Here is a 17,937-nt window from a genome sequence, read left to right as displayed (position 1 = left end):
CGCGTCGTGGGTTGGTCTCTATCGGATAAGCCTGATGATGAAGAATTAGCTTCTAAAGCCTTGGATATGGCTTGGGACCAACGAGGCAGGCCTAAGAACGTGATGTTCCATTCAGACCACAGCAGTCGTAAATTTCGTCAAAGACTGTGGCGATATCGCATAACTCAAAGTATGAGTCGTCGAGGTAACTGTTGGGATAATGCTCCAATGGAGAGGCTCTTTAGAAGCTTGAAGACCGAGTGGGTGACTAGCACCGGGTTATTTGACTCAAGCTCAAGCTAAAAAAGACATCAGCTATTACCTGATGAACTATTACAATCGGCAACGGCCTCATCAAGCAAATGATGGGCTGTCGCCAGTAAATGCCGAAAATCGGCTTAAATCTGTGTCCGGAATTTGTTGACCACTACATACCTACAAAGACATAAAAAGCTTTGGGGGCATAATGACAATACTTCCATTGGGTATGGGTACTTTTCGCTTAAAGGGCGAAATAGTAAAAAATTCGATAATGAAGGAGTTGGAAGTTGGATACCGTGCAAGCACTGCTTGAAGCAAATCGTTGGGGTTAACAAAAAATTGGCGTGCCAAATTTTAATAATTACCTATAAAAAAAGCATTTGTTGCGATAAGTAGAAAGAGCATTGCCACCAACCAAATTGAGCTTAGTCCAAATCTGAAAACCCAAGACTAGTAACATTTATACCGGAAAAGGATATACATATAACGTCGTATATGACTTTAGCCTATGGGGAAAACTGCTAAAAGCTCCACTGATTATTGATGTCTCAAGCGCAAATTGTACTGACATGGGCATTAACAAAGGGATATTCCGCGATTCCTTCGTTAACTAAACACGAAAATCTAATCAATAACCCACAGGCACAACAACTCCAAATATCAAATGAAGATATAACATTGATCGATGAACCTTAGCGAAACGGACGTCAGGTCAATCCTGATGGTTTAGCAACAAAATGGGACGACTAATATGAGTAATATATTGATTATCAACGGTAGTAAAAAATTTGCCCACTCAAATGGGGCGTTAAATAGAAGTTTAGTTGAACTGGCTCGAAGGTATTTAACTGAGCTCGGCCATAACGTGAAAGTTACTGAAGTTGATAATGGTTACGACATAGAAACTGAAATTGAGAAGTGGTTATGGTCAGATATCGTTATTTACCAAAATCCTGCTTGGTGGATGGGCGTACTATGGACTGTAAAAAAATACATTGATGACGTGTTCACCCTTGGTCATGGTCGCTTGTACCAAAGTGATGGGAGGACAAGAAGTGACAGTGAAAAAAATTACGGTACAGGAGGATTGATTCAAGGTAAAAATATATGCTTTCTGTAACATGGAATGCTCCAGAACAAGCATTTAATGATCCTTCCCAGTTTTTTGATGGAGTTGGTATAGACGGTGTTTACCTACCATTTCATAAGGCTCATCAGTTTTTGGGAATGACTCCCATCAAAACTTTTATGTGTAATGATGTTATCAAAAGCCCCGAAATAGAGAACGACTTTGAGAAATACAAGGCCCACTTGAAGCAGTTTTTCAATTAATTCACGAGCTATAATTTTTCAACAATATAAAGAATAAATAGGACAATAAAATGGCAGAAATAAACTATGCATGGACTTTTAATGCAGAGACTAAAGAGCCCGAAGATTTAGAACTACGTGAACTCGAATTGCCGAAATTATCAGGGGAGGATGTTTTGATAAAAAATCTTACCATCGCATTAAACCCTGTCGATTGGAAAGTGATCCACCCAGGTATGGTTAGGCAAGATGGTTATCAAGTCGCAGGTGTCGATGGGTGTGGGGTTGTGGTTGCCAAAGGGCCAAATGCCAACGTTAATATCGGTGACCACGTCGCTTATCATCAAACATGGATCTTATGCTCACTACTCTGTGATAGACGGCAGTGTCGTATTCAAAGTCAACCCCGAGTTGGACTAAACTATCGCTGCAGCATTGATGTACACTGGGCTTACTGCTTGGCAAGCTATTGAAAAACTTCCATTAATTAAAAATGAGCGATTTATTGTTAATGGTGTAGGGGGATTAGTTGGACGGTTAATCGTCGAGCTAGCGCTATCTCGTGGTTATGACGTCATAACTATTTCAAGCGCCTCACATCATGCTAGTCTCATACAGTCAGGAGTTAGTGCAGTGTTTGATTATAACGACGAGAACTGGAACGACGCTTTAGTTGAATATTTGGGAAATGAGCGCGCATTTATTGCAGTAGACACAGTAAACAAAGAAAGTGCTGAAGCCATGTATCCATTTTTGGATGTAAACTCGCACTTGATTGTGATTCAAGACCGAATAGCATCAAATCCATTCCCTAGTTTTGATAAAGCGATTTCTATTCATGAAGTAGCCTTAAATGCCTTCCACAAGTACCCTTCTAAGCGAGAATTAAAAAGCTTGCGTGTTGGGTTTGAATATTTGTGTGAAAATTGTTCTCACATTGTTTCAGACCGATTAGACAAGATTAACTTTCAGGACATCCCCAAAAGCTTGGCCAAGTTAAAAGTTGGTTATAGAGGAAAATTAGTCGCTCAAATTGAATGATTTACAACATTACACATTTCAACAATAGCTAAATAGAAAAAACCTTTTAAGTCTCCAAAAATACGGAGACTTAAAGTGGAAAATGGCTAACCACTTCCTTCCGACTTACCGCATCAAATTTATGCGCCCATAAGTCAACTCGGTGCCTAAATAACTGTTTACAGTTCTAGGAGAAACAGCGAGTTGATGTAGCTCAATAAGGTGACGAAGATGAGTGCTTTTTAGGAAACAAGGTTCAACATTATTGATACGAGTGTCATGTTGTTAATTGGTGGAAAAGTCGCTTGATATTTTGTATTTTTCAATGACCTCAACTTTCAAGCATTGAGCTGCTTAGTTGGAACTCGTGTTTATAAGTATTGTCGTTTTGCAAATATTATCGACAAACTCAATATTCATTGAGTTTCTTTACTAATTCGTATCGCTCTAACAGGGGGGGGGGCCCGCTAGTACGTCCCGTAGCCATTACCAACTCTTCTTAATTGATAAAAAGTTGGTCTTATAACATTTTCATCATGCTCTAAAAACGCACTTACTTGAGAAATAGTGTTTATTTACATATCGTTATATATATGCGAGCTTCTTGTTACACTTTTCAGTAATAATTTGACCGTCGTCGATAAGTCCATCCGTAACGTGTGCTTGGCCTTGTTCGGAAATGACAATAGTTTCAATGTATGGTTGTTGATTCAAGTATGCTAATGCGTCGTTAGCCGAAGACAGAAACCCCGCCGTACTCCAAATTTAACCATCGATAGACAGCTTGGAAATGATCGTGACGCTTACGATATCAGTAACGATTGGTTTGCCGATTTTTGCATCTAGTAAATGGTGGTATTGTCTGCCGTTATGTTCAATGAAACGCTCATTAACCCCAGAGGTTACAACGGATTTACCTTTAATAGGTACAATTCGGCAAACTTGACCTCTCGCGCCAAATGGATCTTGCCCCCCAACATCCCATGGCTTTTCGCTGCTACCTAGGACGCATCCTATAGTTAATACGTTCCCTCCTAAATTAATGTAACCAGACACTACCTTTTGACTCACTAAGTACTGTTTTATTTGGTCTGCAAAGTAGCCTTTAGCTATGGCGCCTAAATCAACCTGCATACCCACTTTGATTAAGAACACGGTTTGGTAGACATCATCAAAGACAATTTGTGAAGGGTTCACAAGGTGAAGCTTTGATGCAAGTTCAGCATCAGAGGGTAGTATTGCGTCTTTGAAACCTATGCGCCATGTTTTGATCAAGGGACCAATAGCGATGTTAAAAGGGTTATTGCTATCAAGACTCACTGTGGTAGCGATTTTAAGCAATTCATACAAATCAGTTTTAATATGCACAGGGCGAATCCCTGCATGGACATTGACGTTCATCAGCTCTGAGTGAGGCTGATTCACAGTAAAACGCTGTGCGAACTCTTGGAGTTGAAGATAACAATCCTTTAATAACTGTTCGCCATTGAGATGATGAACTGCAAGATCAATAAATGTCCCCATCATTTGAAAGCCCGTTTTATAGTAGCACATATGTGTCTCCAAATAGGAATAGAGCTCTTTTAAGAGACGGTAACGCAATACATAAGCTTCTAAAACCAACTAAAGCACAACTCATAGCAAAGATATCTCGCACGTTTAGAATCCGTTTTAAACAGTTTGCATGTATAGTGGTCAACTAAAATTGGCCATTTTTAACCACCTCAAAAAACGAGATGACCTGTTTAGTATAAGAGCAAAATTGCCCTGATTACACTCTAAAACCGGAAACTAATTGCTTCAGCTAATACCACTTAAATTGGACCAGATAAAATTGAAATCTGTAGAGAGCCACACAAAGCATGGTCACCAGATGGTCACAATTGTGACCATCTGTGCCCAATCAGGTATAGTTCAGTGAATATTGAATGCATAGATATGCAAAATTCAAATAAGAAGACTTGATGGAAGCTAGGTAAAACCTAGAAATAACAAATTCCGCTAAAAAGCGGAATTTGCATAAAATTTGGTGGGTCTAGGCGAACTCGAATCGCCGACCCCTACCATGTCAAGGTAGTACTCTAACCAACTGAGCTATAGACCCAAATTCTGTGTTCTATTGTTCTTAATGATTTAAGAATGGTGCGTCCGAGTGGACTCGAACCACCGACCCCCGCCATGTCAAGGCGATACTCTAACCAACTGAGCTACGGACGCACTGCTTTAGAACGAGAGCGATATTAGCGACTGTGTCTGAGGCATGCAAGTGCAATTTCTAGGTTTTTGAACTAATTGGCTTTTCTATAGACAGTTTGATGTTTTTTTATCCGAGTCGATAAAACCTTTGTTATCGCGAACTAATTAGCATCTTATTAATAAGACATCGGTAAACCACTTCTCTTTAATTTTGTGACACTGACCCAAAATACTGATTGATTGATTACTCTAAAAACGTAATATTGAATTTACCCAAAATAACCAACAACAACCGATATCAAAGTAGTGAATGGACATTCATATTTTCGATAACTCACACACATTAAGAGCTTCCGTCTTAACGGGAGTGAGTCTTTTCATGTCAGTTATTGCTCTTTGTTTTGCGGTTTTTCACTTCCATGTAACTGGTAAATATTTTCATTCAGTATTAGATCTTATTTTGGGAGGATACTCTTTCTATGCTTATCAATTAGCTAAGAAAAACAAGCATAAAAAGCATCACATTCAAATCTTCGCCTACTTATTTACCTTGGTAGCATCTGTCTCTATTTATACCCAGCCGATTGAGCATGGTACTTATGTATGGACAATGCTGTTCCCTATTTTCTTTTATTCCCTTTTGGGGATAAAACAAGGCCGCGCTTTCTGCTTTGCTGTACTTCTTATTCACCTGACAAGTATTTACCACAAGGTAGACTCGAACCAAGTTTTGCAAGCACTTCCGACTTTTACCAACCTTATTGCATGTTACGTGTGCATTTGGATCATTGCTCACATCTACGAATTCAACCGAAGAAACATAGAAAATTCACTTACTTATCTAGCATCTCGAGACTCATTAACCGGAGCTCACAACCGTTTATCCCTAACTTCGACGTTTAAGCACTTTGAAGCTCATAAAGACGATGAAACAACACTTTGCCTACTTTTTATTGATTTAGACTATTTCAAGAAAGTGAATGATCAATATGGCCATGATGCTGGTGACAAGGTATTGATGGAAACCACCCGCCTGCTTTGCCAAGTGGTCGGTGACGATAATCTTTATCGGATTGGCGGAGAGGAGTTCTGCGTTACTCTCTTTGACCATCCTATTGAGCTAGCAGAGCAAGTTGGGGAACGAGTACGCTCAATGATGAGCCAACACTTGTTCGCTTTTGGTGATAAAAGAATACACATCACACTCAGTGTGGGTATCTGTGAATATAGTGACGGAGATAAACTCAGTGATCTCTTGAAGCTCGCAGATCTTCAGCTCTATAAAGCAAAAGAAAACGGACGTAACCAAGTCCGTTTGAGTCGAGCCTCCAAAGATCTCACAGAAGACACCAGCACCTGTTAACCAACCACAAACTTAGTTTAGGCGCTCTATGTTTGGGTCTTCATCAACGTTGTCCTGCTCAAACACAACATTGTAGTTTTCTGTGTATGTGCAATGTGGCTGACGGCTGCAAGTAAAGAATCGACGCCCTTTAAAATCACCTTGGCTAGCGGTTTTTATCACCATAGGGCTACCACATCGTTTACAGAATCGTACTTCTTTATCTGATTCAATAAGGTCGATATGTGCTGCAAGCAAGCGTCTCAATTTACTTACCTGGTAACTCAACTTCACATTGGTGCCAATCAGTGGGATGTTGGCGGATTTGCATACGTGAATGAGCAACTTTTCACGTTCAACTTTACCTTTCTTCAGTTCTTTACCGTTATCAAGTTCAATGATCACTCTCGGTTCTAACGTGCGAGCATCGCAAACAACAAAGTCAAAATAACTTTTTGCAATTCGGTTGTAGGCGATAAACCACTGTTTTTTATTGTTTGTTTTTGTAGGGGTGATGATATTCGCCATATTCACTTTCGCTAACACCACACCATGCTCACCAACAGCCGTCTTTAAAGCGTTATAGAAAGCACTTTCTGCCATATTTAGGGGCGCCCCTTTTGACTTATAAGCAAAGTCCTTTGTTTCGTCACGACGAGTAACGGTTTTCTGAATGACATAAAAAAACAAAACCAAGATGGCAACAACAATAAAAATGTTGGTCATGATAAAAAGCAGACTCCTAAGCTAAAACGACGCTAACACGTTAATTCATAACCGAAGTTATGTAGAAAAACCAGTACTGATGGTTACTTTTGAGAGATGTTAATGCAGCAATGCCGAACCCAGCCGTTCATCGCCTAGCGTTTGTACTTTAAAAACGATGGCTACTGATACTTTTCGACGATGGACTGATAACGAGTGACGCCCTGAGAATCCACCGTATCTTTGATTTTGTCGAGATTCTTTTGTAGCTCTCTTATCAACGCTTTATCCACGCCTTTGTTGAAGGCGTAATAGATTTCACTTTGATCAAGCGTAAATACGCTCTCGAAACTGTCCACTCCATAACCCGCTTTTTCAATTAACCAACTTGCCGAGCGCTCATCATACACCAACAAATCTATTCGATTTTTATAAAGAAGCTCAATCAAACGGCTGATATGAGTAGTCTCCTGCATAGATTCTCTTGGAACCCCTAAAGAAAACAGCATTTGTTCGCCCACATCGTCCCTCATAACGCCTATTCGATACTTGGCCATGTCTAGTGGTGAGTTAATAACAATGTTGCTCCCTTTACGAGCCATTACTGTCACTTTGGCGGTAGCAATTGGCCCGACCCATTGAAATAGGTCTTCTCTATGGGATGTTTTGGTCGTGGAAAACAACCCACTATTTTTCTTAATCAGCGCGGAGCGATATGAACGAGACCAAGGCAACAATATGATATTGCTCTCAAGGACTTCTGCACCTGAGAGCGAGGTCATTTCATGAAGTAAGTCGACAGAAATGCCTTTAATAACTCCATTTTCCCGAAAATTAAAAGGCGGATAATCTTCGGTGTAATATACCAAAGACTCAAGAGGGTGAGCTTCGACTATCGCGGTATTCGCAGCAAGCACTAGACACAAAGACATCAAAAAGTTTCGAAACATTGGACTATCCCCCGAAGCAAATTTTGCCTATTGGTTTCTTATACTTTAGATGGTTATGACGATAATGCCGTGCATTTACGGATTATCGTACAAGCTTTTTATAGCTGCGCTCTGGTCTTCCGACCGTTCCGTATTTAAGATCTGCCAGCAATTCACCTGTACTAATCAAGTACTCAAGATATCTTCGAGCGGTAGTTCGGCTTGCGCCAATTTTCTCTCCGGCTTCATCTGCTGTTAAGCTGACTGCTGTTTGAAATAGAAAACGAATCTTATCCAACGTGACTGAATCAATGCCTTTAGGAAGCCGATAAAGTTTAGGTTCATCACTAAGATTCGCCGTCATCATTTTATCGACAAGATTCTGATCTAAATCGGCCATACGTCCTAGCTCTGCCTGCCTCAAACGGTATTTATTCAAAGCGGCTTCTAAACGTGGGAATATCACTGGCTTTAACAGATAATCAACCACGCCCCCTCTCATCGCTTGTTGCAGCGTTTCGACTTCTCTCGCCGCAGTGATCAAGATAACGTCGCAACTGTCGTTCTTCCCTCTCATACGCTGGATGAGATCTAATCCCGTACCATCCGGTAGGTAGACATCCAAAAGAACCAGATTAGGCTGAAGAACATCAAGTTGCATCTCTGCTTCCGATTGGCTAGTGGCGATTCCCACCACTTCAAAGCCTTCGATTTTATCTAAGTACTTATTATGAAGCTGAGCAATGGCTACATCGTCTTCTACGATCAAAACCCGAGTATTCATTGTTGTTCCTTTGGTAGATAAACCGTTGTACGTGTACCGAATGGGGTGTTCGCTACCATTTCCAAATGTCCTAAATAACGATCGGTAAGCTGCTTAACTAAATACAATCCAACCCCCCTATTATGCTTAGCTTTGCTTGAAACACCTTTCTGTAGCAATTGATCTTGGCTTAGCCCTTTTGGTAGGCCACAGCCTTGATCTTCCACTTCTAAAATCACTTCATGCCCATAATCACTAATCGACACTTGAATAGTACGACGCTCTGGCGAGATGTATGTACCTGTTCGGATAGATGAAAGACAGGCATCAAAAGCGTTATCAATCAAATTACCCAGAATGGTGACAATGTCTTCTGCCTTGATTTTCTCTGGCAAGTTTTCTAGCTTCGAACCTTGCTCAACAAACAGTTCAAGTCCAAGTTCGCGAGCCCTTTCGGTTTTGCCTAATAGCAATCCAGCGATCAATGGGTCTTTCACAGTCTCGCGAAGAAATTCTATCAAGTTTTGATATAGCGCCGTTTCCTGACCTATTAGCTGTTGCACCGCTTCAAGTTCACCCATCTGAACTAATCCACTTATCGTGTTAAGTTTATTTCGGTGTTCATGAGTTTGGGACCTGAGCATCTCTGCGTACTCTTTAGTTTGTGATAACTGCTCAGTAAGAACGTTAATTTCATCCCTCAAACGGAAGCTCGATACCGCTCCGACAACTTCGCCAGCAACGATGATTGCACTACGGTTGGCTATTAGCCTTTGGTTATTCAAAAACAGCTCAATATCTTTATCTGTTTCGCCGGTTTCCAGTACGGTATATAGGTCACTATCGGGCAGAGAATCGGTTAACAATCGATTAAGCGCTTTCTCTTTGTCTAAGCCTAAAATTTCGCAGGCACTTTTATTGATTGACCTTAAATACCCTTTTGAATCGATACTTAAAATACCTTCTTTTATGGTACTCATAGTCACATCAAGTTCGACGTAAAGACGACCGATTTCTTCTGGCTCAAAGCCCAGAATTGCTCTTTGAAATCGGCGAGAGGCATAACTAGAAACGACTACGTTCGCTGCAACGACAAGCAGTGCCATCCCAGTAAGATAGATAAGAAACGGTTCAATTCGATTTTGTAAACGTTCAATCAGATAGCCGACAGATACCACACCAATGATTTGGTCATTCGCATCGCGTATTGCAGACTTTCCTCGAACGGATTTGCCAAGAGATCCTTTGGCATAGGAAACGTATGACTCACCAGAAATCAACGCCCGATAATTGTCACCACCGACCATTGGTTTACCTATACGCTCATCCAACGGATGAACCAGTCGGATACCCTGCTTATCACCAATAGAGATAAACGCGGCTCCAATCAATTGGGTCAGATCTCGAAACTGCTCTTGTTGTTCAGCCGTAGCCTGACCACCCTGAAGCATATTAATAACGCTTGGTGATTGAGCTAAAAATGAAGCGACACCAAGTGCTTTCAGCCCGACTTCTTCCTCTTGGCTATGTTTCACATAGACAAAACCCGCTGCCACTAAAAGTAACAACTCTATAAGACCTGATAAGGTCATAATAATGAGCAGGCGTTTACGAAAGCTGATGCTGTTCCAAGTCATGTGTTACCTCCGGGCTGAAAGTAACACTTAATTAACATCAGTGCTAAATAGGTATCGAATAGTGTGAACAACTTATCGCAATAAAATGCCCTCAAAAATAACCTAAATTTTGCCCCTAAGAATTAGAATGATAACTACTTCTAAAGAGCTAGTAACAAAGTTTTATTACATCCCCTAAATTTGGCAGGAATCACAGAGTGCGGGGGTGCTTTACTTCGACAGAGTTAAAAATTGAGCTGTATAATTAACAAGCAATCAGGAGCATTCTAGCTAGCGAGTTTTTTTGTGAATCGTTTATCGAAAAATGAGTTTTTTAGGAAGTAAAACTCAACAATTTGATGGGGCTTATTTATGAAACGGGACGACTTAGGGATTTGTCTTTCCAAAGACATGTTATCGAGACAACTGTGTTCTACGTTCACCCACGTAAGAGCCTATGACCCAAGAGAAACCTGCGCAGATGACATGTTAGTGCTTCTCTCTTTTCCACAGATGTCAGGTAAGGAACTGCTGAGTACAATGCAAAGTAGCAAGAAATTGGTTTGGCGAGCCGATTACTTTTGCCCTGCGGATCATCATTTCTAATAAATACATTTTTTTGTCTCAGACAGTGATTTACTGATAAGCGACTATGCTTTCTAAAACCCGTTGACTTAACACACAAATAATTAGAGCATATGCTCTAATTATTTTTTATTGCTGAGCTGAACATGAAGACAAGAACTATCGCTCTTTTTGTATGCTCTCTGCTTGGTATTCAAACTGCTTATTCTGCGCCAATTTCGTTTCAACAAGCTTGGGAACTGCTGAAACAGAACAACAATTCCCTTGCCGCAGAACGTGCCAATGTAGAGCGTTACGAACATCTTAAAAACTCTAAAGGTAACCTCAACTTACCTTCCATAAGCGTGGGAGCGAATTTCACTCGCTTAGATAACGACGTGACGCTCTCCGGCCAACAAATCATGGAGAGCACAGGTCAAACCGTCCCTCTCCCTGCTGCGCTACTAAGTTCGATTGGTTCAATAACTTCAACGGTTACTGAAAGAGATATCTTCAGCTCTTCTATTCGCGCTGTCTGGCCTATTTTTACTGGTGGCAGAATTTCAGCAGCCCAAGATGCCGCGATTGGAAAGAAAGAAGAAGCGCAAAGCCAACTTGCGATGGAAACCCAAGCTCGATATGAAGACTTGGCAAAATACTATTACAGCGTGGTTTTGGCTCAGCAAGTTTTGGAAACACGCTCTACTGTTGAAGCTGGACTAACCAAACACAGAGATAACGCTCTAAAATTGGAGCAACAAGGGCAAATCGCCCACGTTGAGAGACTTCAGGCAGAAGCTTCGTTAGATAAAGCGGCGGTTGAACGTAAGAAAGCACAAAAAGACCTCGATATTGCTCAAAATGCCTTAACGGAGATTCTAGGGCAAACCACCCTCGTAGAACCCGATGGCGAGTTGTTTGTAAACCAAAGTATTCCTTCAATGAATGCTTTTGTCGAACAAACACTCAATACTTATCCGGGTCTGGATCTGCTCGACGCCAAAGAAAAGCAAGCCAGCAGCTTAATCAATGCAGAAAAAGGCAAATACTACCCAGAGGTTTACCTTTACGGTGACTACAGCCTCTATGAAGACGATTCATTGGCGAGTCAAATGAAGCCTGATTGGCTGGTTGGTATTGGTGTCAGCGTCCCTTTGATTGAAAACACAGGGCGTAGTGATCAGATCAAGGCTGCACATAGTGCAGTCTCACAAGTCAAATACTTGAAGGCACAAGCAAGGCAAGATCTGCAAGTATTAGTGAAAAAAACTTATCTCGAAGCAGAGCAAGCACTTGAAGAAGTGACAGGGCTAAACTCCAGCCTCAATCTTGCTCAAGAAAACCTTAAGCTGCGTCAGAAAGCATTCACCCAAGGCTTATCTACATCTCTTGATGTGGTAGATGCCGAACTGTATTTAGCGAGCGTTAAAACTCAGCAATACGTTGCCAGCTTTAATTACCTAATTTCACTTAATAAATTGCTCGCACTGACCAGTGAAATGGACACATTTGATAACTACAAAAAGTCAGCAATTCCTCTGACAAGCGCTGAAACTCAAACACTTGTGAATGAAAAGGATCCATCATGAAGGCTGTAAAAACGACACTAGTTGCTGTATCCACCCTAGCTTTGGTTTCATGGATCGGTTATGGCTTTTACAAAGCTTATCAGCCAAAGCCTATTCATTTGCAGGGTCAGATAGAATCTCAACAATACAGCATTTCCTCAAAAGTACCTGGGCGTATAGACCAAGTGTATGTTCGCAAAGGTGATATGGTCGAAGAAGGACAGCTGATCTTCACTATTCACAGCCCAGAAATTGAAGCCAAACTTGAACAGGCGATTGCTGGGAAAAAAGCCGCTGGAGCCTTGGCTCAGGAAGCGGAAAACGGTGCTCGTGAGCAACAGATTCAAGCCGCAAAAGATCAATGGTTAAAAGCCCGCGCCGCTTCTCAGTTAGCTGAGAAGACTTATCTGCGCGTCAATAACCTATATAAAGATGGTGTCGTTGCTGAACAGAAAAAAGATGAAGCTTTAACGCAATGGCAAGCAGCGAAGTACACCGAAAGCTCAGCGCTACAAATGTACAACATGGCTCAAGAAGGTGCTCGTGAAGAAACCAAACAGGCCGCGGCGGAAAAAGTTCGCATGGCTGAAGGTGCGGTTGCTGAAGTGGAAGCGTACGCCGCAGACACTGAAATTTCGAGCTGGTTTGACGGAGAAGTCGCACAAGTATTATTGCAAAGTGGCGAACTCGCCCCGCAAGGTTTCCCTGTTGTGACGGTCGTCGATACGCAAGATTCTTGGGCTGTTCTCAATGTTCGAGAAGACCTTCTCAGCCATTTTGCTAAGGATTCGCAGTTTAATGCTTTTGTTCCCGCGTTAGATAAAACGTTAGCGTTTAAAGTCACTCACATTGCAGTAATGGGTGACTTCGCAACGTGGCGCTCTACCGATGCAACACAAGGTTTCGACTTGCGCACTTTTGAAGTTGAAGCTCGTCCCGTTGAACCGGTTGAAGGTTTACGCATGGGCATGAGCGTGGTGGTTGAACTTTAAATGGATCACGCTGTGGCTTCACCTTCTTTAGCGACACAATGGCAGATATTAAGGAGAGATCGCTGGTTACTCTCCTGTCTGACATGGGTTCCGATCGTATTGGTTGTCATAATCTGGTGGATATTCTCCCAAGCCATTGTCCGCGACTTACCTATTGGCATCGTAGATCTATCCAATAGTCGTCTTTCACGTCAGCTTAGCCGCGAACTGGATGCAACGTCCACCCTTTCGGTGATTCGTAGTTACGCCAATGTGGCAGAAGCGACAGAGGCTCTAAAGAGCACTGACATTTATGCTTATGTGGTCATTCCGAACCAGTTCGATAAAGCCATTTATCGTGGAGAACAACCTCAGGTTACCACCTTCTATAACAGCCAAATGATTCTGGTTGGAAGGCTAATCAATTCTGCCGTCGTGCAAGCGCAATCCACATTTAATGCACAGGTTGAAGTGGTAAAAACGCTCGCCAAGGGCCAGCAAACCACAATGGGTGCCATGAGCCACGTGTTACCTATACGTACTCAAATCACACCGCTATTTAATAAAAATACAAACTACGCTCAGTTTTTGGTTTCGGCGGTTGTTCCCGCCATTTGGCAAATTGCGATAGTGGTGACCACCATTCTGATACTGGCCGCCAATCACCGAACTCACGGTTTAAGCATTTGGGCACAACCCAATACGTTCTCTCGCTTGATAGCAACACTTGCGCCCTATTCACTTGTCTTCGTCTTGCAAGGTGCTGGCTTTCTTAGCTGGTTTTATCACGGGCTGGATTGGCCTATGCACGGTTCGATGTCGACCATGGTCATTGCTCAGTGCTTTACGATTGTAGCCTGTATGATTATGGGCTCGTTCTTTTTCTTTATTACATTAGACCCAGCACGAGCGATGAGTTTCGCCGCTGCATATACCGCACCAAGCTTCGCTTTTATGGGAATAACATTCCCGACAACGGATATGGGTACTTTGGCTCAGATCTGGCGCAGCTTGCTACCTGTCAGTCATTATATTGATGTGCAGGTAAGCCAAGTCAGCTATGGGCTCGATGCTTATTCTGCTCTAGCCTCTTTGTGGCCTATGCTTGGCTACCTTCTACCACTTGGGTTGACCCTCCTGTTAATTAAAAAGCATCTGCGAACTGAAGAAGAAGTGAGGATTACCGATGAGTTGGTTTAACTTGCTAAAAGCAGAAATAAAAGCACTGTTTACCAACCCTGTGGTGGTATTGACCGTGTTTGGTGGAGTATTTTTCTATTCGTTTCTTTACCCGCTTCCCTACAGCCAGCAAACGCCAAGAGAACAAACACTTACCGTTGTAAATTTAGATAAGAGTCAAGCCAGCTATCAGCTTGAACGAATGGTCGATGCAACGCCACAGGTCAAAGTCGTACAGCGCAATGCAACTATTGAAGAAGCAAAGCAGGCATTTTTAGATAAGCAAGTCAGCGGAATTCTGGTCATTCCTGAGCATTTCTACAAAGATTTAATGCTAGGCAAAAGCACCACGCTCGCTTATGCGGGTGATGCTTCTTACTTTTTGGTTTACGGCACATTGGTTGAAGGTCTGGCTCAAGCAGGCGGAACGTTAGCGGCGAAAACCAAAGTCGCTCGTCTTGTCGTAGACGGAGAACCACTTTCACTTGCCGCTAAACACTACTCGCCGACCGGGCAAAATCTGAAACCCACATTTAATGCACGTATGGGATATGTAGACTACGTAGTGCCAGCGGTATTTGTTCTTATTCTGCAGCAAACGATGCTGATTGCATCAGGCATGATGGTTGGCACACAGAAACACGGTATTGGTTATTGGAGCCACATATCCAGTTTCAAACTAATAGCTTTAAGAAGTGTTGTGCTTATACCGATTTACTACCTGCTGAGTATGTATTATTTCGGCGCAAGTTTTAGCCTACATGGTGTCAACACACTGGCACACGCATCCGATCTGCTGACGCTGTTGCTGCCATTTTTGCTGTCTTCGTGTTTTATCGGTATCTGGCTTGGTTCTATTACGCCAAGACGGGAGCTGGTAACTTTGGTGGTTTTGCTTAGCTCAATGCCATTAATTTTTTCAGCAGGTTTTATATGGCCTGTCGAGGCGATTCCACAACCAATAGTATGGGCATCGAAGCTGTTTCCAAGCACTCCTGCAATACAAGGTTTCTTAGCTCTCAATCAGATGAGTGCTGAATGGCGTCAAATAGCATCTCAATGGACCTTGCTGTGGGGACAAGCAGTTGCTTGGTTCTTACTGGCTTGGTGGCAACTTAACAAAGCTCAACGCCACGCATCTGCACCAAAATAAAAGTATAAGAGACGACTGGCAGTTTATTCTTGCCAGTCTTTTCGCATCCGCTCGATGACTTCATCCTCGACACCGTGGATATTGCCGTATCGCTCTCGGCACACAATGATATTGAGCTTAGCTTTATGCTTTCTGGCTAACTTTTTATACACGGACATCTCCCACTGCTTAACAAAGGTGTTTGATACCACTACACTTTTACCCTGTTGAAGCCAGTAGTCCGTTTGTTGTTGACACCATTGATGGGCATCCCCAATTTCTTCAGCACGGTATTGATACTCCCCCTGCTCGTTTACAAAGTACATATCCGCTTCTAAATGAACGGCTGGTAATGTTTTTGCCAGCGTTGATTTACCTGAACCAGGTAAACCTCGGATAAGAGTGAGAGTCAGCATGTTGAACCCGTCAATAAGATATAAAATTATGAAATAACCGCGTTGGGCGTGAATATTAACTTAATTTAAGGTTGTCTGCATTTTGCTATCGACATCTGTAAATAGTTAGGCTATAAGTCTAGATGTTTAGACGTCCAAAATGTTAGCTAAGGGAGAAAGCTGTGCCAATTAGGATCCCCGATCAACTACCTGCAAGTGATGTATTACGTAAAGAGAACATCTTCGTAATGCCAGAATCTCGTGCGTCAACGCAGGAAATACGCCCACTTAAAATTTTGATCTTGAATCTGATGCCGAAAAAGATTGAGACCGAGACTCAATTTTTACGTCTACTCTCCAATTCACCTCTGCAATTGGATATAGAACTGTTACGCATTGATGATCGCCCAAGTAAAAACACACCAGAAGAACACCTTAATGCTTTCTATCGTCAGTTTGACAAAATTAAGGATCGTAACTTTGATGGTCTGATCATCACCGGAGCCCCTCTGGGCTTAGTTCAGTTTGAAGATGTTGCGTACTGGGATCATTTGCAAACCATAATGAGTTGGGCAAAAAGCCATGTTACTTCAACACTTTATGTGTGCTGGGCTGCACAAGCTGGCTTGAAGCTGCTGTATAACTTGCCAAAAAGAACACGTAAGGAAAAACTCTCAGGAGTTTACCATCACGATATTCATCAGCCATTCCACCCAATTTTACGTGGTTTTGATGATACCTTTTTGGCCCCACATTCACGTTATGCCGATTTCGAAGCCGACTTTTTAGATGAGCATACTGACTTAGATATTCTCGCAACTTCTGACGTTGCGGGCGTGTACTTAGCATCAACGAAAGACAAACGTAACGTGTTCGTTACAGGTCACCCTGAATACGATGCCAATACACTGCACAATGAGTATATTCGCGATCTGGGTGAAGGCATGGAACCAATGATTCCAGTGAACTACTACCCAAATGACAATCCGGATAATCAGCCAAGAGCAAGCTGGCGAAGTCATGGGCACCTACTGTTCGCGAATTGGCTTAACTATTGTGTTTACCAACAAACACCGTTTGATCTGGAACACTTTAGCGAAGACAAGTTCACAAAAGACGACTAGTCGAAGAGCAAAGCTGTATTTCAGCACCCACTCCTAAGCCTGCTACCACTAGCGGGCTTTTTTATTCACTCCATTGAATATGCAGAACCAGTCGCATAACTTTTCACCACAACTTCGATAATCCATTGATTTCATTATCATACCTGCAACATTTAAGGAGTAAGTCAATGAAATCAATACTCAATATTTTGCTATCATCTCTCCTCTGGGGCTGTATGATGGTTGAACAACAAGACAGTCTCCAGCTTCACAGCGACCCGATTGAAAAAGCGGAATCGAGAATAACATTAGGCCTAGGCTATTTAGAAAACGGCAACATGCCTAAAGCACGAGAGAACCTTGAAAAGGCGCTAGAACATGCTCCGGAATACTATCGAGCTATGCTTGCCATTGCTCATTACTACGATGTCGTTGGCGAAAAAGATAAAGCGCTTGAAGCTTACGAAGATGCGCTGAGCGAGCATGACGACAACGGCCAAGTACTCAACAATTATGGCGCTTTCCTGTGCAAAATTGGCGATTACCGACAAGCTGATTACTATTTTAATCAAGCCGTAAAACAACCTAACTATTACTTAGTGGCGGAAAGCTATGAAAATGCGGGGTTGTGTGCAACGAAATATGGCAATTTGAGTAAAGCAAAAACGTACTTTAGTCGTGCCATAGACCACGACCCACAACGTTTTCGTTCAATCTTACAATTGTCAAAGCTAGAAATAGATTCAGGAGAGTTTTCTCAGGCGCGAGTGAGGCTTATGCAGTTTCATCAGAACCATGGTTATCAAAAAGCGTCACTGCACTTGTTGGCAAATTTAGAACGGCGAGCAGGAAACATAAGATTGGAACAAAAATATTTATCGTTACTTAACCAACTGTAAGCTA

The 17,937-nt window shown here is 42.2% G+C and carries 16 protein-coding genes, 2 tRNA genes and 2 pseudogenes; 12 read left to right on the top strand and 8 right to left on the bottom strand.

Going from position 1 to position 17,937, the window contains the following annotated elements; all coding sequences use genetic code 11:
- The 4 genes and pseudogenes from ACRQQK_RS10100 to ACRQQK_RS10085 all read left to right on the top strand — a co-directional run.
- Nucleotides 1–403, top strand: a pseudogene (locus ACRQQK_RS10100) (integrase core domain-containing protein); the annotation flags it as partial.
- Between the two features lie 588 nt (nt 404–991).
- Nucleotides 992–1,572: pseudogene (locus ACRQQK_RS10095) on the top strand (NAD(P)H-dependent oxidoreductase).
- Nucleotides 1,573–1,622: 50 nt separating this feature from the next.
- Nucleotides 1,623–2,024 (top strand): alcohol dehydrogenase catalytic domain-containing protein, encoded by a 402-nt coding sequence (locus ACRQQK_RS10090; protein ID WP_457511257.1) that lies wholly within the window; start codon nt 1,623–1,625, stop codon nt 2,022–2,024.
- Nucleotides 1,990–2,592 carry a hypothetical protein gene (locus ACRQQK_RS10085; protein ID WP_457511256.1) on the top strand — a complete coding sequence of 201 codons (603 nt, stop codon included), beginning with the start codon at nt 1,990–1,992 and terminating at the stop codon, nt 2,590–2,592. The genes ACRQQK_RS10090 and ACRQQK_RS10085 overlap by 35 nt, the downstream gene beginning before the upstream one ends.
- Nucleotides 2,593–3,336: 744 nt before the next feature.
- Here the strand turns inward: ACRQQK_RS10085 and ACRQQK_RS10080 are convergent.
- From ACRQQK_RS10080 to ACRQQK_RS10070, 3 genes are all read right to left on the bottom strand, one after another.
- Nucleotides 3,337–4,125 (bottom strand): FAD:protein FMN transferase, encoded by a 789-nt coding sequence (locus ACRQQK_RS10080; RefSeq protein WP_457511255.1) that lies wholly within the window; start codon nt 4,123–4,125, stop codon nt 3,337–3,339.
- Nucleotides 4,126–4,598: 473 nt separating this feature from the next.
- Nucleotides 4,599–4,675, bottom strand: a tRNA-Val gene (locus ACRQQK_RS10075).
- A gap of 36 nt (nt 4,676–4,711) precedes the next feature.
- Nucleotides 4,712–4,788: transfer RNA gene (locus tag ACRQQK_RS10070), tRNA-Val, on the bottom strand.
- Between the two features lie 289 nt (nt 4,789–5,077).
- Between ACRQQK_RS10070 and ACRQQK_RS10065 the strand changes: the two genes are divergently transcribed.
- On the top strand, nt 5,078–6,130 hold the full coding sequence (locus ACRQQK_RS10065) for a GGDEF domain-containing protein (protein WP_457511254.1): 1,053 nt from the start codon (nt 5,078–5,080) through the stop codon (nt 6,128–6,130).
- Nucleotides 6,131–6,142: 12 nt separating this feature from the next.
- Here ACRQQK_RS10065 and ACRQQK_RS10060 read toward each other — a convergent pair whose 3' ends face one another.
- From ACRQQK_RS10060 to ACRQQK_RS10045, 4 genes are all read right to left on the bottom strand, one after another.
- Nucleotides 6,143–6,835 (bottom strand): DUF2726 domain-containing protein, encoded by a 693-nt coding sequence (locus ACRQQK_RS10060; RefSeq protein WP_457511253.1) that lies wholly within the window; start codon nt 6,833–6,835, stop codon nt 6,143–6,145.
- A gap of 161 nt (nt 6,836–6,996) precedes the next feature.
- Nucleotides 6,997–7,764 (bottom strand): substrate-binding periplasmic protein, encoded by a 768-nt coding sequence (locus tag ACRQQK_RS10055; RefSeq protein ID WP_457511252.1) that lies wholly within the window; start codon nt 7,762–7,764, stop codon nt 6,997–6,999.
- Between the two features lie 82 nt (nt 7,765–7,846).
- A complete protein-coding gene (locus ACRQQK_RS10050) occupies nt 7,847–8,527 on the bottom strand; it encodes a response regulator (protein ID WP_457511251.1) in 681 nt (226 codons plus the stop codon).
- Complete coding sequence (locus ACRQQK_RS10045; RefSeq protein ID WP_457511250.1) at nt 8,524–10,143, bottom strand: ATP-binding protein; 1,620 nt, start codon at nt 10,141–10,143, stop codon at nt 8,524–8,526. Before ACRQQK_RS10045 ends, ACRQQK_RS10050 begins: the two co-directional genes overlap by 4 nt.
- Nucleotides 10,144–10,494: 351 nt before the next feature.
- On the opposite strand from ACRQQK_RS10045, the gene ACRQQK_RS10040 reads away from it, so the two are divergent.
- From ACRQQK_RS10040 to ACRQQK_RS10020, 5 genes are all read left to right on the top strand, one after another.
- Entirely contained in the window at nt 10,495–10,728 is a 234-nt protein-coding gene (locus tag ACRQQK_RS10040; protein WP_457511249.1) for a hypothetical protein, read from the top strand.
- Nucleotides 10,729–10,853: 125 nt separating this feature from the next.
- A complete protein-coding gene (locus tag ACRQQK_RS10035) occupies nt 10,854–12,275 on the top strand; it encodes a TolC family protein (RefSeq protein WP_457511248.1) in 1,422 nt (473 codons plus the stop codon).
- Nucleotides 12,272–13,246, top strand: a complete 975-nt coding sequence (locus ACRQQK_RS10030) for an HlyD family secretion protein (protein ID WP_457511247.1) — start codon at nt 12,272–12,274, stop codon at nt 13,244–13,246. Before ACRQQK_RS10035 ends, ACRQQK_RS10030 begins: the two co-directional genes overlap by 4 nt.
- A gap of 12 nt (nt 13,247–13,258) precedes the next feature.
- Nucleotides 13,259–14,425, top strand: coding sequence for an ABC transporter permease (locus tag ACRQQK_RS10025; protein ID WP_457511246.1), 1,167 nt, complete (start codon nt 13,259–13,261; stop codon nt 14,423–14,425).
- Nucleotides 14,412–15,557, top strand: a complete 1,146-nt coding sequence (locus ACRQQK_RS10020; RefSeq protein WP_457511245.1) for an ABC transporter permease — start codon at nt 14,412–14,414, stop codon at nt 15,555–15,557. The genes ACRQQK_RS10025 and ACRQQK_RS10020 overlap by 14 nt, the downstream gene beginning before the upstream one ends.
- Nucleotides 15,558–15,580: 23 nt before the next feature.
- Here the strand turns inward: ACRQQK_RS10020 and ACRQQK_RS10015 are convergent, their stop codons facing one another.
- Nucleotides 15,581–15,952, bottom strand: coding sequence for an ATP-binding protein (locus tag ACRQQK_RS10015; RefSeq protein WP_457511244.1), 372 nt, complete (start codon nt 15,950–15,952; stop codon nt 15,581–15,583).
- A 161-nt stretch (nt 15,953–16,113) separates the two neighbouring features.
- On the opposite strand from ACRQQK_RS10015, the gene metA reads away from it, so the two are divergent.
- Nucleotides 16,114–17,055 (top strand): homoserine O-succinyltransferase MetA, encoded by a 942-nt coding sequence (gene metA / locus ACRQQK_RS10010; protein ID WP_457511243.1) that lies wholly within the window; start codon nt 16,114–16,116, stop codon nt 17,053–17,055.
- A 167-nt stretch (nt 17,056–17,222) separates the two neighbouring features.
- Nucleotides 17,223–17,933 (top strand): type IV pilus biogenesis/stability protein PilW, encoded by a 711-nt coding sequence (pilW, locus tag ACRQQK_RS10005; RefSeq protein WP_457511242.1) that lies wholly within the window; start codon nt 17,223–17,225, stop codon nt 17,931–17,933.
- Nucleotides 17,934–17,937 lie beyond the last annotated feature (4 nt).

The sequence above is a fragment of the Vibrio sp. C8 genome, assembly GCF_054051265.1.
Note: the sequence above shows the minus strand (reverse complement) of the source record. Positions and strands in the feature narration are given on the sequence as shown.